The organism is Streptomyces sp. NBC_00483 (assembly GCF_036013745.1).
In the GTDB taxonomy this organism is placed as follows: Bacteria; Actinomycetota; Actinomycetes; order Streptomycetales; family Streptomycetaceae; genus Streptomyces.
Map to the genome: position 1 here is coordinate 5,595,889 of NZ_CP107880.1, position 14,995 is coordinate 5,610,883.

14 protein-coding genes and 1 pseudogene are annotated in these 14,995 nt (G+C 69.9%); 8 read left to right on the plus strand and 7 right to left on the minus strand.

What is annotated here, in order from left to right:
* Positions 1-60: 60 nt before the first annotated feature.
* The 4 genes and pseudogenes from OHA73_RS25090 to OHA73_RS25105 form a co-directional block, all read right to left on the minus strand.
* Entirely contained in the window at positions 61-1,029 is a 969-nt protein-coding gene (locus OHA73_RS25090) for a quinone oxidoreductase family protein (protein WP_327656186.1), read from the minus strand.
* A gap of 65 nt (positions 1,030-1,094) precedes the next feature.
* Positions 1,095-2,504 carry a purine-cytosine permease family protein gene (locus tag OHA73_RS25095; protein ID WP_327656187.1) on the minus strand — a complete coding sequence of 470 codons (1,410 nt, stop codon included), beginning with the start codon at positions 2,502-2,504 and terminating at the stop codon, positions 1,095-1,097.
* Between the two features lie 139 nt (positions 2,505-2,643).
* Positions 2,644-3,093, minus strand: coding sequence for a nucleoside deaminase (locus tag OHA73_RS25100; protein WP_266718776.1), 450 nt, complete (start codon positions 3,091-3,093; stop codon positions 2,644-2,646).
* An 8-nt stretch (positions 3,094-3,101) separates the two neighbouring features.
* Positions 3,102-3,380, minus strand: a pseudogene (locus OHA73_RS25105) (PLD nuclease N-terminal domain-containing protein); the annotation flags it as partial.
* 87 nt (positions 3,381-3,467) lie between these two features.
* Between OHA73_RS25105 and OHA73_RS25110 the strand changes: the two are divergent.
* Together OHA73_RS25110 and mqnP are read left to right on the plus strand one after the other, a co-directional pair.
* Positions 3,468-4,928: a menaquinone biosynthesis decarboxylase gene (locus tag OHA73_RS25110; RefSeq protein WP_267069573.1), complete on the plus strand. Its 1,461-nt coding sequence runs from the start codon at positions 3,468-3,470 to the stop codon at positions 4,926-4,928.
* Positions 4,925-5,830 (plus strand): menaquinone biosynthesis prenyltransferase MqnP, encoded by a 906-nt coding sequence (mqnP, locus tag OHA73_RS25115; protein WP_266712840.1) that lies wholly within the window; start codon positions 4,925-4,927, stop codon positions 5,828-5,830. The genes OHA73_RS25110 and mqnP overlap by 4 nt, the downstream gene beginning before the upstream one ends.
* A gap of 22 nt (positions 5,831-5,852) precedes the next feature.
* Here mqnP and OHA73_RS25120 read toward each other — a convergent pair whose 3' ends face one another.
* Positions 5,853-6,476, minus strand: a complete 624-nt coding sequence (locus tag OHA73_RS25120) for a rhomboid family intramembrane serine protease (protein ID WP_327656188.1) — start codon at positions 6,474-6,476, stop codon at positions 5,853-5,855.
* An 81-nt stretch (positions 6,477-6,557) separates the two neighbouring features.
* Between OHA73_RS25120 and OHA73_RS25125 the strand changes: the two genes are divergently transcribed.
* From OHA73_RS25125 to mqnE, 3 genes are all read left to right on the plus strand, one after another.
* Positions 6,558-7,241, plus strand: coding sequence for a UbiX family flavin prenyltransferase (locus tag OHA73_RS25125; protein ID WP_327656189.1), 684 nt, complete (start codon positions 6,558-6,560; stop codon positions 7,239-7,241).
* Between the two features lie 136 nt (positions 7,242-7,377).
* A complete protein-coding gene (locus tag OHA73_RS25130; RefSeq protein WP_266712846.1) occupies positions 7,378-7,833 on the plus strand; it encodes an Lrp/AsnC family transcriptional regulator in 456 nt (151 codons plus the stop codon).
* Between the two features lie 51 nt (positions 7,834-7,884).
* Positions 7,885-9,048: an aminofutalosine synthase MqnE gene (mqnE, locus tag OHA73_RS25135; RefSeq protein ID WP_266712848.1), complete on the plus strand. Its 1,164-nt coding sequence runs from the start codon at positions 7,885-7,887 to the stop codon at positions 9,046-9,048.
* Between the two features lie 159 nt (positions 9,049-9,207).
* Here the strand turns inward: mqnE and OHA73_RS25140 are convergent, their stop codons facing one another.
* Positions 9,208-9,744, minus strand: a complete 537-nt coding sequence (locus tag OHA73_RS25140; RefSeq protein WP_266712850.1) for a GNAT family N-acetyltransferase — start codon at positions 9,742-9,744, stop codon at positions 9,208-9,210.
* Between the two features lie 190 nt (positions 9,745-9,934).
* On the opposite strand from OHA73_RS25140, the gene OHA73_RS25145 reads away from it, so the two are divergent.
* Positions 9,935-10,240 carry a DUF4229 domain-containing protein gene (locus OHA73_RS25145; protein ID WP_266712852.1) on the plus strand — a complete coding sequence of 102 codons (306 nt, stop codon included), beginning with the start codon at positions 9,935-9,937 and terminating at the stop codon, positions 10,238-10,240.
* 420 nt (positions 10,241-10,660) lie between these two features.
* Positions 10,661-11,974, plus strand: a complete 1,314-nt coding sequence (locus OHA73_RS25150) for a dicarboxylate/amino acid:cation symporter (RefSeq protein WP_327656190.1) — start codon at positions 10,661-10,663, stop codon at positions 11,972-11,974.
* Positions 11,975-12,112: 138 nt separating this feature from the next.
* Here OHA73_RS25150 and OHA73_RS25155 read toward each other — a convergent pair whose 3' ends face one another.
* Complete coding sequence (locus OHA73_RS25155; RefSeq protein ID WP_327656191.1) at positions 12,113-13,444, minus strand: acetyl-CoA C-acetyltransferase; 1,332 nt, start codon at positions 13,442-13,444, stop codon at positions 12,113-12,115.
* 88 nt (positions 13,445-13,532) lie between these two features.
* Between OHA73_RS25155 and OHA73_RS25160 the strand changes: the two genes are divergently transcribed.
* Positions 13,533-14,864, plus strand: a complete 1,332-nt coding sequence (locus tag OHA73_RS25160) for a 3-oxoacyl-ACP reductase (RefSeq protein ID WP_327656192.1) — start codon at positions 13,533-13,535, stop codon at positions 14,862-14,864.
* Positions 14,865-14,995: the final 131 nt, after the last annotated feature.

The window sequence follows — 14,995 nt, forward strand, 5'->3', positions numbered from 1 at the left end:
TCGAGGCCGTCGAGCGGCACGGGGGACCGCTCGACGGCCCGGCCTGTGGTAGCGGCTTGATCAGCCCACCCGCAGCAGCAGCTTGCCCGTGCTGGTGCGGGAACCCATCAGGCGGTGGGCCTCCGGCGCCTCCGTGAGGGGGAATTCCGCTGTCACCGGGAGTTCGAGCCCCGGTACCGCGAAGGCGCGTTCGGCGAGTGACCGCAGTTCGGTGGGGGCGGTCCGGGCGAGGCCGAGGATGGAGAAGCCGGCCACGGAGAGGCCCGTCGGGTACAGCTCGGGCTGACCGACCTGCCACGCGGGCGCGGACGACGCGTTGCCGAAGGACACGAGCCGCCCGAACACCGCGAGCGCCTCCCGCGTCTCCCGGAGCGTCTCGCCGCCCACCGGGTCCAGTGCCAGATCGACCCCGCGCCCGCCCGTCAACTCCCGTACCGCCGCGCCGAATTCATCGGCCAGGACCACGTGGTCGTACCCGTACCCCTTCGCGTACGCGGCCTTCGCCTCGCTCGACACGACGCCGATCACCCGCCCCGCGCCCGCCGTCCGCGCCAACTGCCCGGCCACCGTGCCGACTCCGCCCGCCGCACCCTGCACGAGAACGGTCTCGCCGGAGCGCAGCCGCCCCACCGAGTGCAGCAGCGCGTACGCCGTCGGCAGCACGGTCGGCAGCGTCGCGGCCGTGCGCAGCGACAGGCCGTCGGGGAGCGGGAAGGTGGTGACGGCGTCGGCGACGGCCACCTCCGCGTAGCCGCCGGAGGTGGTGAGCGCGGCGACCTCCTGGCCGACCGCGAGCCCCTCGACCCCCGCCCCCAGGGCGCGTACGCGGCCGGAGACCTCCAGGCCGGGGGAGTACGGCAGCGCGTCCACCCGGTAGCCCTCCGCGCGGGCCTTGAGGTCGGCGAAGTTCACCCCGGCGTACGCGACATCGATGCTCACCCGGCCGGGCCCGGGCTCCGGCACCGCCACGTCCTCCGCCACCCGCAGGACCTCGGGCCCGCCGTACTCCTCGAACCGCACCGCTCGCATGGCACACGCCTTCCGTCGTCCGAGAAGAACCGACCGGTGTTCGCCGCTCGACGAACACCAACGGCTCAGACTGTACGACGCGCGGCGAACACTCGGCAAGTGGTCGCGTACACCACCGCGCTCACCACGAAGCCGACCAGACACGTCACGTCGCCGAGCGAGGGCCAGTGCCGCGCCGCCCACCCCGCGTACTGCTCCTGGTTCGAGAAGAGCGGGACGGAGACCGCGATGCCCGCCAACAGGGCTGCGAAGCCCGGCCAGTTGGAGAATCCGGGGTTGCCGAGGCGGCCGGCGAGGTCGGCCCCGGGTGCGCGTCGCGAGCGCCACCGCTCCGTGAGCACCACGCCCAGCCATGGGCCGATCCAGTACGCGATCACCAGCAGGAACGCCTCGTACGCGTGCCCCGCGTCGGAGAGCGAGGACCACGCCGCTGCCGTGCCCGCGAGACCCGTCAGGACGACCAGCGTGCTGCGGCCGAGCCACCGCGGCAGCCGCAGGCCGATGGAGGTGATCGACATGGAGGACGAGTAGATGTTGAGGGCGTTCGCCGAGATCGCGCCCAGGATGATCGCCACGAGCACCAAGTGGCCGAGCCAGGACGGGAGATGGCCGGTGAACGCGGCCGTGGGCGTCGCGTCCGCCGGCGCGGCGATCGTCGCCGACGCCGCGCCGGTCAGTGCCACGACCGAGACGGACAGGAACATGCCGAGCGCCGGGTACAGCACCGTACGGAAGCGGTTCGCGGTGCGCGGCAGATAGCGCGAGTAGTCCGAAGCGTTCGGGTTCCAGCCCGCCGCGTACCCCCACGCCGAGCTGAACGCGAGCAGGAAGCCGCCGATGCCGCCCCCGCCACCGGCCGCCGACAGGTCCGCCTCGCCGAACGTCCAGACGCCCGCCACGAGGAAGACGACGGCGAGCACCGGGAACGCGTACCGCTCGAAGGTGTGCACGAAGTTGTGGCCGATGAAGCCGATGACGATCTCGGCGGCGACGACCACGAGCAGCGAGGGCGGCGGCCGCAGACCGGTCAGCGTGTTCAGGGCGAACGCGGCGCTCACACTGTTCACGGCGAACCAACCGACGCCCGCCACCAGGGCGTTGACCCCCGCGGGCAGCGCGTTGCCGCGGAAGCCGAAGGCGAGGCGCCCGATCGCCATCTGCGGCACGCCGAACCGTGGTCCGTCCAGCGACAGGATCCCCTGCGTCAGCGCGCCGAGCGCGGTGCCGAGGAGCAGGGCCGCGGCCGCCTGCCAGAAGCTGAGGCCGAAGAAGAGTACGGAGATCACGCCGATGTAGACCGTCGCGAACTCGATGTTCGGCGAGGCCCAGGTCCACAGCAGCTGCCGTGGACCGCCGTGCCGTTCGGCGTCGGGGATCGGCTCCGCCCCGGCCGTCTCCACGGCGACGATCTTGTCGCCGTAGGCGGGAGGCGATGGGGACGTGCTGGTGGGAGTGGTGCCCGGGGCGGTCGTCATGCCCCCTGAGTGTCCGGGTGCGGAGCGGTCCCGCACAGGGGCGCACCGTCCGCTTCAGGGGGCGCGACGGCGTACAACTTGTACGCGCCCTTCACTGCCGCGCGCCCTTCACCGTCACGCGCCTTTCACTACCAACGGCTCATTCGCCGATGTCCTCGTTCCACAGCTGCGGCTTCGCCGCGATGAAGTCCTCCATCATGGCGACGCACTCGGGGTCGTCGAGCAGCACGATCTCGACGCCGTGCTCGGCGAGCCAGTCGTGCCCGCCGTGGAAGGTGCGCGCCTCACCGACCACCACGCGCGAGATCCCGAACTGCCGCACCAGACCCGAGCAGTACCAGCAGGGGCTGAGCGTGGTCACCATCGTGGTGCCCTTGTACGTGCGCTGCCGCCCGGCGTTGCGGAACGCGTCGGTCTCCCCGTGCGAGGACGGGTCGGCGTCCTGCACGCGCCGGTTGTGGCCGCGGCCGAGGAGCTTGCCGTCGGCGGAGTACAGGGCGCCGCCGATCGGGATGCCGCCCTCCGCGAGGCCGGCCCTCGCCTCCTCCACGGCGGTGGCGAGCCAGGTGCGGGCGAGATCGAGATCCATGGTGCTCATTCGTCCTTTTTGTCGTCGTCCTTCAGGGACCGCAGGAATTCGGGGTTGTCGTCGGGCGCGACGAACTTCGTGCTGCCGCCACCCGTGGGGGTGCGGCGCGGCCTGCCCACCACCAGCCAGGCGATCGGTCCGAGCAGGACCTCGCCGAACAGCAGGATGATGATGACCCACACCACCTTGGGCAGCTTGCGCACCTCTTTTTCCGGGGTGTTCAGGCAGTCGATGAACGCGTAGATCCAGAGCGCCAGGACCAACAGGAAGGGCAAGTAGCGCAGCATGGTGTCGCGATCCCCCAAGGAACGGAACGGGGCGTACTGGGCCCCCGGTGACTCGGCCAGGTTAACGGTTGCCCGATACTGGAACGCATGGCTTACGACGATCTTCGCTCCCTGCTCAGGGCTCTGGAGCGCGAGGGCGACCTGAAGCGCATCAAGGCCGAGGTCGACCCGTACTTGGAGGTCGGTGAGATCGTCGACCGGGTGAACAAGGCCGGCGGCCCCGCCCTCCTCTTCGAGAACGTGAAGGGCGCGTCGATGCCCCTCGCGATGAACGTGTACGGCACCGACCGGCGCCTCCTCAAGGCACTCGGCCTCAAGTCGTACGACGACATCAGCGACAAGATCGGCGGCCTGCTGAAGCCGGAGCTGCCGCAGGGCTTCGTCGGCATCCGCGAGGCGTTCGGCAAGCTCGGCGCGATGACGCACGTACCGCCGAAGAAGGTGAAGTCGGACGCGGCCCCCGTCCAGGAGGTCGTGCTGCAGGGCGAGGACGTCGACCTCGACAAGCTGCCGGCGCTGTTCACCTGGCCGGAGGACGGCGGCTCCTTCTTCAACCTGGGGCTCACCCACACCAAGGACCCCGAGACGGGCATCCGCAACCTCGGGCTCTACCGCCTGCAGCGCCACGACAAGCGCACCATCGGCATGCACTGGCAGATCCACAAGGACAGCCGGAACCACTACCAGGTGGCCGCCAAGCGGGGCGAGAAGCTGCCCGTCGCCATCGCCTTCGGCTGCCCGCCGGCGGTCACGTACGCGTCGACGGCGCCGCTGCCCGGCGACATGGACGAGTACATGCTGGCCGGGTTCATCCAGGGCAAGCGCGTCGAGATGGTCGACTGCAAGACGGTGCCGCTGCAGGTCCCGGCCAACGCCGAGGTCGTCATCGAGGGCTGGCTGGAGCCGGGCGAGATGCTCCCGGAGGGCCCCTTCGGGGACCACACCGGCTTCTACACGCCGCAGGAGCCGTTCCCGGCGCTGAAGATCGACTGCGTGACGATGCGCAAGCGCCCGCTGATTCAGTCGATCGTGGTCGGGCGCCCGCCGACGGAGGACGGTCCGCTGGGCCGCGCCACGGAGCGCTTCTTCCTGCCGCTGCTCAAGGTGATCGTCCCGGACATCGTGGACTACCACCTGCCGGAGTCCGGCGGCTTCCACAACTGCGCGATCGTCTCGATCGACAAGAAGTACCCGAAGCACGCCCAGAAGGTCATGTCCGCGATCTGGGGCGCGCACATGATGTCGCTGACGAAGCTCATCGTCGTCGTCGACTCCGATTGCGACGTCCACGATCTTCATGAAGTCTCGTGGCGCGCGCTCGGGAACACGGACTACGCCCGTGACCTGACCGTGGCCGAGGGGCCGGTCGACCACCTCGACCACGCCTCGTACCAGCAGTTCTGGGGCGGCAAGGCGGGCATCGACGCGACGAAGAAGTGGCCCGAGGAGGGCTACACGAGGGACGGAGGCTGGCCCGAGATGGTCGTCTCCGACCCCCGTACGGCGGCCCTCGTGGACCGTCGTTGGAAGGAGTACGGACTCTCGTGACCAGCGCTTCAGCAGCAATCCCGCAGCAGCCGGGACGGACCAAGGCGTTTCTGCGCCTGGTCATGATCGAGCACTCGGTCTTCGCGCTGCCCTTCGCCTACATCGCGGCCCTCACGGCGATGTTCCAGCTGGACGAGAACATCCACTGGGGCCGACTCCTCCTGGTCACCATCTGCATGGTGGGCCTGCGGACGTTCGCGATGGCGGCGAACCGGATCATCGACCGCGAGATCGACGCCCGCAACCCGCGCACCGCGCACCGCGAACTGGTGACGGGCGCGGTGTCGGTGAAGTCGGCCTGGACCGGCGCGCTGATCGCCCTGGTCGTCTTCCTGGCCTCGGCGGCGCTCCTGAACCCGCTCTGCCTGGCGCTCGCGCCCATCGCGGTGATCCCGATGGTGGTCTACCCGTACGGCAAGCGGTTCACGAACTTCCCGCAGGCGATCCTGGGCCTCGCCCAGGCGATGGGCCCGATCGGCGCGTGGATCGCGATCACGGGCGAGTGGTCCTGGACGGCCGTCATCCTCGGTCTCGCGGTCGGCATCTGGATCGGCGGCTTCGACCTCATCTACGCCTGCCAGGACGTGGAGACGGACCGCGAGGTCGGCGTGAAGTCGGTCCCGGCGCGCTTCGGCATCCCCGGCGCGATCTGGGGCGCGCGCGTCTGCCACACCCTCACGACGGCCCTGTTCGTCTGGTACGCCCTGGCCACCGACGCGGGCACCTTCTTCTGGGTCGGCCTCGTGATCGTCGCAGGCGCGTTCCTCTACGAGCACTCGATCGTGAAGCCCCACGACCTGTCCCGCCTGAACCGGGCGTTCTTCCAGGTCAACGGCTTCATCGGCATCGCACTCTTCGTGTGCGCCCTGCTCGACCTGCTGGTGCGGGGGCTGACGGTCTAGGGCCTGTCGTTTGGATCAGGCCCTAGGACGGGCCCTGCTGGGCCGATGGGCGGCGGCGGAACAGGAACGCCGCCGCCACACCAGCGGTCAGCCCGATCAGGTGGCCCTGCCAGCTCACCCCGTCGTTCGTGGGGGAGAGGCCCGCCAGGAACGACGTGCCCCAGTACGCGGCTATGAGGACGCCGACGATGATGCCGAGCGGGCGGCGCTCCACGAAGCCGGACAGGACGACGAAGGCGAACAGGCCGAATATCAGGCCCGATGCGCCCGCCGTGTTCGTGTGGGACGGGGCCACCAGCCACACCCCGAGGCCGTCCGCGACGACGATCAGGGCGCAGGCCAGGAAGAAGCGGCGCAGCCCGCCGAGCGCCGCGACGAATCCGAGGACCAGCAGGGGTATCGAATTCGCCGCGACATGGGCGAAGCCGAAGTGGATGAAGGACGCCGGGACGACGTCGATCAACTCGGAAGGCTCGCGCGGCTGAATGCCGAAGGTGTCCAGAGCGCCGCCCGACGCCGCGTCGACCACTTCGAGGAGCCAGAGCAGGGCCACCCAGGCGACCATCACCTTGCCCGCCGTCAGTGCCCGCTCACGCCTCGGCCGCCGCAGGACCGCCGCCCGGCCCGATCCGTCGTCGTACGTCATCCCAGCCCCCGCCCGTCATGGAAAGAACGCTCACCGCCCCTGCTCAAGTTCCCCCGCAGGGCCGCCGGATAGGCTCGTGGTGTGGAGCACGTCAAAGCAAGCAGCCGCAGGCCGTGGGTCGTCGGGGTGTCCGGCGCCTCAGGAACCCCGTACGCCGCTTCCGTGCTGCGCGCCCTGCTCGCGGCGGGCGAAGCCGTCGACCTCGTCGTCTCGCGGGCCTCGCGGCTCACGCTGCTCGACGAGACGGGGATCCCGCTGCGGGACGCGCACTGGCGCGAGGACCTGGCGGAGTGGCTGGCGCGCGGCGCCGACGGCAAGCCGGACACGTTCCGTGGCGTCGGGCTCGACGACGTGCGGTACTGGCCCGCAGGTGATCTCGCGGCCGGTCCTTCCTCCGGCTCGTACCCGGTCAAGGGCATGATCATCGTGCCCGCTTCGACGGCGTGCGTGGCCGGAGTCGCGCTCGGACTCTCGAAGGATCTGCTGCAGCGCGCGGCGAGTGTCACGCTCAAGGAGCGGCGGTCGCTGATCGTCGCCGTACGGGAGACGCCGCTGAACGGGCAGACCCTCAAGCACCTGGTGGCGCTCGACGAGGCGGGCGCCGTGGTGCTGCCGGCGTCACCGGCCTTCTACGCGGGGGCGACGCACATCCAGGACCTCGTGGACTTCGTCGCGGGGCGGACGCTGGACGCGGCGGGTGTGCCGCACACGCTGTACCGCCGCTGGGAGGGCGAGCTCGGGGGAGGCTCCCGTGCAGCCGAGTGACGCCGTTCCCCGTACGTGAGGGGGCTCCGTCGCCCCGAGTGAAGAACTTTGGATTTTGCGGGGATTCACCCTAGCGCGCCTTCGTTTCTGTACATAAGCTCGCGTCAACGCTGAACAATGAAAGGCATTGGACCTTATGGACGCCGTGGACAGGCAGCTCATCCAGGCCCTGCGCGAGAACGGCCGCGCCTCGTATGCGGAGTTGGGCCGGCTCGTCGGCCTGTCCGGACCCAGCGTCACGGACCGCATCAACCGCCTCGAGGCGGCCGGCGTGATCACCGGCTACCGCGCCACCGTCGACTCCGCCTCGCTCGGCCTCGGTGTCACCGCCCTCATCGGCATCTCGCTCTCCGACGCGGCCGACCACGAGGACGTGGCGCACCGCCTGCGCGACCTGCACGAGATCGAGGACTGCTGGTTCATCGCGGGCGACGACTCGTACATGCTGAAGGTTCGCGCGGGCGACGTGGACAGCCTGGAGCGGACGATCCGTCGGCTCAGCGGCACGAAGGGCGTGTCCCGGACCCGTACCACGATCATTCTCTCCACGAAGTGGGAGAACCGGGTGGGGGAGCTTCCCGAAGAGGTGTGAGCCCCGGGGCGTACGGTGGGCTGGTCTGTTGAGTTGAGGGAAGGTACGGGCATGGACGCAGGGCTCAAGCGCGAGCTGGAGCAGAAGGTCAGGGACGGTGAGCGGCTGTCCCGCGAGGACGGCATCGCGCTCTACGAGTCGGACGACCTGGCCTGGCTCGGCGGCCTCGCCCACGAGGTGCGGACGCGGAAGAACGGCGACGTCGTGCACTTCAACGTCAACCGTCACCTGAACATGACGAACGTGTGCACCGCCTCCTGCGCGTACTGCTCCTTCCAGCGCAAGCCCGGCGAGAAGGACGCCTACACGATGCGCATCGAGGAGGCCGTCAAGCTCGCCCAGGCGATGGAGTCGGAGAACCTCACGGAACTCCACATCGTCAACGGACTGCACCCGAACCTGCCGTGGCGCTACTACCCGCGTTCGCTCAAGGCCCTCAAGGAGGCGCTGCCGAACGTCGGGCTCAAGGCCTTCACCGCCACCGAGATCCACCACTTCGAGAAGATCTCCGGGATGAGCGCGTCCGAGATCCTCGACGAGCTGATCGAGGCCGGTCTGGAGTCCCTCACCGGTGGTGGCGCCGAGATCTTCGACTGGGAGATCCGGCAGCACATCGTCGACCACGACACCCACTGGGAGGACTGGTCGCGGATCCACCGGCTCGCGCACGAGAAGGGCCTCAAGACGCCCAGCACGATGCTGTACGGGCACATCGAGGAGCCCCGGCACCGCGTCGACCACGTGCTGCGGCTGCGCGAACTGCAGGACGAGACCGGCGGCTTCCAGGTCTTCATCCCGCTGCGCTACCAGCACGACTTCGTCGACATGCAGGACGGCAAGGTCCGCAACAAGCTGCAGGCGCGGACGACCATGGCCACGGGCGCCGAGGCGCTGAAGACCTTCGCCGTGTCGCGGCTGCTGTTCGACAACGTGCCGCACGTGAAGTGCTTCTGGGTCATGCACGGGCTGCACACCACACAGCTCGCGCTGCAGCACGGGGCGGACGACATGGACGGCTCGGTCGTCGAGTACAAGATCACGCATGACGCGGACAACTACGGGACGCCGAACAAGATGACGCGTGAGGATCTGCTCGATCTGATCCGTGACGCGGGGTTCCGGCCGGTTGAGCGGAATACGCGGTACGAGATCATTCGGGAGTACGAGGGGGCGGATCCGGGGCGGCGGGATGCGCCGCAGCCGATGCGGGTGTGATTTTGGCGGGTCCCGGTTCTGGCCGGGGCCCGTTCTCGTTGCGGTCGTCGTCCGCCTAGGCCACGGGGCTCTGCCCCGGACCCCGCGCCTCAAGCGCCGGCGGGGCTGGAAAGATCGGGGCTCTGCCCCGGACCCCGCTGCTCAATCGCCGCAGGGGCTTTAGTGGAGCGGCAGCATCATGTGGACGTCGTCTCGGTCGTCGCCCGGGGCCACCCGTATCGCGCCCGGGACGCGGCCGACCTCTTTGTAGTCGCAGGCCGCGTAGAAGGCGTCCGCGCCCGTGCCGCCGCGGCAGGTGAGGCGGAGGGCCTCGATGCCCTCGAAGGTGCGGGCGACCTCGGCGGCCGCCGACATCAGGGCGCGGCCGTAGCCCTTGCCCTGGTGCTCGGGGTGGACCATCACCGTGTAGAGCCACAAGTGGTGCTTCATCAGGCGGTGCTGGTTGTACGCGAGGAAGGCCGACGCCGCGACCCTGCCGTGCTCGTCGCGGCCCACGAGGAGCCGGGTCCGGCCCCCGGCGAGGTCCGCGAGGCGCTTGACCAGCTCCGGGCGTATGTCCTCTGGCGTGACCGGCGGGACGAAGCCGACCGCGCCGCCGGCGTTCGTCACGTCCGACCACAGGGTGAGGAGCCCGTCGCGCAGGTCGGGGTCGACCGACGGGTCGAGTTCGAAGGTGAGGGGAGATGTGGTGCGCATGGGCCCGAGCGTAACCAGAGGCGAGGCCGTGACGTTCGGACGTCCGGGCCCAGCTGTCCGCCGTCCGCAAGAACCGGTGGCTGATCCGACGCCACGAGCCCCCGCTGAAATCGGACGCCCCTCCCCGTGCTTCACTGGAGGGGCGCTCGTCCTGTAAGGACACCATTTCGGAACGGAAGAGTGGATTGACATGCTCCGCTACACGCTGATGCGGCTCGGGATCTTCGTGGGCTGCTTCCTCGTCGTCTGGGGTCTCGTCGCCACCGGCATCGTGCCCGCCGGTATCGGCGGCTCCTACTGGATGTGGATCGCGCTGCTCGGCCTGGTGATCTCCGCACCCATCAGCTACGTCGTGCTGCGCGGCGAGCGCGACCGCGCCTCCGAGAAGGTCGTCGCCCGCGTGGACCGCGCCAAGTCGAACATGGCGGCCAACCGCTCCATGGAGGACGAGGCGGACGACGCCGCCCGCACCAGCGCCCACACCCAGGAGGCGTGAGCGCCCCCTGCTTCTGAAGGACCTGCTTCTGTAGGGCCCGCGTAAGCTTCCTCACAGTCAGCACGACCCCGGCACCGGATCAGGTGCCGGGGTCGCCTGCATTTTCAAGGTAAATGCCGCTTTGGGCCCGTACGGGCACCTCATCTGCCCCAAAGAAGCCCTTTGATGTTCCCAAAGTTGCGGTGTTAACGTTCCTGTCATGAAGACATCAGTTGCGCCTCGAACCGCCACGGGCATCGCGCTCGTGGAGCGCCTGCATGTCGATCTCTGCCGCTGCATGTCCGCGGCCTGTCGCGCCTGATCGCGCAGTTTCGACTTCCTTGGCCGAAGCGATGCAGCGGCGCCGTTGACCACGTCCCACGGTCGCCGCTCCTGAACGCCCCCTGACTTGTCCCCGCGTGTCATCACAGGAGTGCCTCCGTGTCCGCGAACACCCCCGCAGCCGAACAGAAGTCCGGCTTCCGCATACCCAAGATCCCGTTCTGGGCGCAGATCCTCGGCGGCCTCGTCCTGGGTGTGCTGCTCGGCTGGCTGGCCCGCAGCCAGGACGTCTCCTGGCTCGTCACCACCCTGCAGAAGGTCGGCGACACCTTCATCCAGCTCCTGAAGCTGGCCGTCGCCCCGCTGGTCTTCTTCGCGATCCTGGTGTCCATCACCAACCTTCGTAAGGTCAACAACGCCGCCCGGCTCGCCTCGCGCACGCTGATCTGGTTCATGGTCACGTCGCTGATCGCGGTCGTCATCGGCCTCGCCATCGGGCTGCTCACCAACCCGGGCGCCGGCACCGGCCTGACCCCGAAGGACGGCGCCAAGCCGGACCAGGCCGGCTCCTGGATCGACTTCCTCACCGGCATCATCCCGAAGGACATCATCACGCCGTTCACCGAGCTGAACGTGCTGCAGATCGTCTTCATGGCCGCCGTCGCCGGCATCGCCATCCTGAAGGTCGGCGAGAAGGCCCAGCCGATCCTGACGCTCTCCGAGTCGGTCCTCGAACTGCTCCAGAAGGCCCTGTGGTGGGTCATCAAGCTCGCCCCGATCGGCACCATCGGCCTCATCGGCAACGCCATCGCCACGTACGGCTGGAACCTGATCAGCAAGTACGCGACGTTCACCGCCGACATCTACGTCGGCTGCGCCCTGGTCCTCTTCGGCGTCTACCCGCTGCTGCTCGCCACGGTCGCGAAGCTCAGCCCGCTGCAGTTCTTCAAGGGCGCCTGGCCCGCGATCCAGCTGGCCTTCGTCTCGCGTTCCTCGGTCGGCACGATGCCGCTGACGCAGCGGGTCACCGAGCGCCTCGGCGTTCCGAAGGAGTACGCCTCCTTCTCCGTGCCGTTCGGCTCGACGACCAAGATGGACGGTTGCGCCTCGATCTACCCGGCGATCGCCGCGATCTTCGTCGCGCAGATCTTCGGCATCGACCTCAACGTCGGTGACTACCTGCTCATCGCCTTCGTGTCGGTGATCGGTTCCGCCGCCACCGCCGGTCTGACGGGCGCCACGGTCATGCTGACGCTGACCCTGTCGACGCTCGGCCTGCCGATGGAGGGCGTGGGCCTGCTCCTCGCGATCGACCCGATCCTGGACATGATGCGGACGGCGACGAACGTTGCGGGCCAAGTTGCGGTGCCGTTGATCGTGTCTGCGCGGGAGAAGATCCTCGACCGCGACAAGTACCAGACGGCCACGTCTTCCCCCATCGACGAGTCGCAGGCTGTGGTTGCCGCAGCCTGACGTCCCCAGGCTCGTTGCGACACGTGCCCCGCACCCGTGAAATCGGGTGCGGGGCACGTGTCGTTGGTGCGCTGTCGGTGCGGGCCTACTGGACGGCCGGGGCTGGGATGGTTGCCTTTGCCGAGATGGTCGGCCTGGTCAGGCCCGCTCCAGGATCGCGGTGACTCCCTGCCCGCCCGCGGCGCAGATCGAGATCAGGCCGCGGCCCGAACCTCCGCGCTCCGCCAGCAACTTCGCAAGCGTGGCGACGATCCGCGCGCCCGTCGCCGCGAAGGGATGCCCGGTCGCGAGGGACGACCCCGCCACGTTCAACCGGTCCCGGTCGACCGGCGCGAGCCCCGTCTTCTCCCACGCCGCGAGCGTCGCCAGCACCTGTGAGGCGAACGCCTCGTGCACCTCGAACAGGTCGAAGTCCTCGATCCCGAGCCCGGCCCGCTCCAGCATTCGCGGCACGGCGTACGCGGGCGCCATGAGCAGCCCGTCGCCTTCGCCACCGGTGACGTCACCGTCGACGAAGTCCACGGCCGCGGTCTCGTACGCGGTCAGATACGCGAGCGGTTCGAGGCCGCGGGCCTTCGCCCACTCCTCGCTCGCGAGCAGCACCACCGCCGCGCCGTCCGTCAGCGGCGTCGAATTCCCGGCCGTCATGGTCGGGTTCTCGCCCTTGACCCCGAACACCGGCTTCAGCGTGCCGAGTTTCTCGACCGTCGAGCCCGGGCGCAGATTCTGGTCTCGCTCAAGTCCCCGATACGGCACGACGAGTTCCTCCAGGAGCCCGCGGTCGTACGCCGCCGCGAGCCGCTGATGGCTGGTGGCGGCCAGCTCGTCCTGGGCCTCGCGCGCGATGCCCCACGCGCGCGCGGTGACGGCGGCGTGCTCGCCCATGGACAGGCGGGTGCGCGGCTCGGCGTTGCGCGGGATGTCGGGGATCAGATGCCCCGGCCTGACCTTGGCGAGCGCCTTGATCCTGGCGCCCGCCGACTTGGCGCGGCGGGCCTCGAGGAGGATCTTGCGCAGCTCGTCGTTGACGCCCAGCGGGGCGTCGCTCGCGGTGTCGGAGCCGCCCGCGATCGCGCTCTCGGTCTGGCCGAGCGCGATCTTGTTGGCGGCGGCGATCACGGCTTGCAGGCCGGTGCCGCAGGCCTGCTGGATGTCGTACGCGGGCGTGCGCGCGTCCAGCATCGAGCCGAGCACGGTCTCGCGCGCGAGGTTGAAGTCGCGGCTGTGCTTGAGCACGGCGCCCGCCACGAACTCGCCGACGGCGCCCGGCTCGTGGAGCTTCATCCGCCCCACGAGGCCGTCGAGCGCGGCGGTCAGCATGTCCTGGTTGGACGCGGTCGCGTACGGGCCGTCGGAGCGCGCGAACGGGATGCGGTTTCCGGCGACGACGGCGACACGACGGGGGGCGTTTCCTACGACCGGGGCGGCTGGCCCCTTTCCTGCGGCAGAGGCCTTCGGGGTTCGCGCCATGTTCGGCAGCTCCTGAGCTCTCGACAAGTACTGACCAATGAGTAACCTTACTCTGTAGTAAATTTACGACCGAGCTGGGAGCTGGACAATGGCCGACCGCTATCTGAACTTCACGGGCACGGCCCCCGGCCGCTTCCTGACCCGCCGCCTCGGCCTGCCGCAGCCCGCGCCGCTGCACCGCTTCAGCCCCGAACGTCCGGGCCTGGAAGGGAAGTTGCTGCACCTCACGGCGGGCGAGCCCGCGCACCGCGATGAGCTCGGGAAGCTGCTCGCCGGCACCGGCCTCGACGTCGTGTCGACCGCCTCCACGGGCGAGCACCCCGTCGCCGCCGTCGTGGACGCCACCGCCGTGACCGGCCTCGACTCGCTCGCCGATGTGCACGCCGCGCTGCACCCGGTCGTCCGCTCCCTCGCGGCGGGCGGGCGCGTCATCGTCCTCGGCGCGCCGCCGTCGCCCGAAGACCACCACCAGGCGGCCGCGCAGCAGGGCCTCGAAGGCTTCGTGCGCTCGCTCGGCAAGGAGATCGGGCGCGGCCGCACGGTGAACCTCGTGCGCGTCGCGGGCCCGGTGGCCGGCGCCGAGTCGACCCTGCGCTTCCTGCTGTCGCCGAAGTCGGCGTACGTGAGCGGGCAGGTGATCCAAGTGGGTGCCACGGAGGGCGAGTTGACGCTCCCCGAGAATTGGGACCGGCCGCTCGCCGGGCGCACCGCGCTCGTCACCGGCGCCGCCCGCGGTATCGGTGAGGCCGTCGCCGAGACCCTCGTACGGGACGGTGCCGAGGTCGTCCTGCTCGACGTGCCGTCCGCCGAGGCCGACCTCGCGAAGGTGGCGGAGCGGCTCGGCGGGCGCGCGCTGCCGCTGGACATCACGGCGGCCGACGCGGGCGAGCGGATCGCGGAGTTCGTGCCCGACGGCCTGGACGTGCTCGTGCACAACGCGGGCATCACCCGCGACCGGCGCCTGGCCAACATGCCTGCCGAGCGCTGGAGTTCGGTTCTGGAGGTCAACCTCGCGAGCGTGCTGCGGACGACGGACGCGCTGCTCGAGGCCGGGGCCGTACGTCGCGGCGGGTCGATCGTCGCCACCGCGTCCATCGCCGGGATCGCGGGCAACACCGGGCAGACCAACTACGCGGCGAGCAAGGCGGGCATCGTCGGGCTCGTACGATCGCTCGCGCCGCGGGCCGCCGCCGAACACGGGGTGACGGTGAACGCGGTGGCGCCCGGTTTCATCGAGACCAAGATGACGGCGGCCGTCCCGCTGTTCATCCGGGAGGCCGGACGCCGGATGAACTCCCTTGGGCAGGGCGGGCTTCCGGTGGACGTGGCGGAGACGACGTCGTGGTTCGCGTCCCCGGGTTCGGGGGCGGTGAACGGCCAGGTGGTCCGGGTGTGCGGGCAGTCGCTGCTCGGCGCGTAACCCCTCCGGGGCGCCCCCCGCCTCGCGCAATCCGCCGCCACCCGAGCCTCGCGCAATCCGCCGCCACTCGCCGCCTTGGGCAATCCGCCGCCGCTCCGGCCGCCTTGGGCAATCTGCCGCCAGGGGCGGCA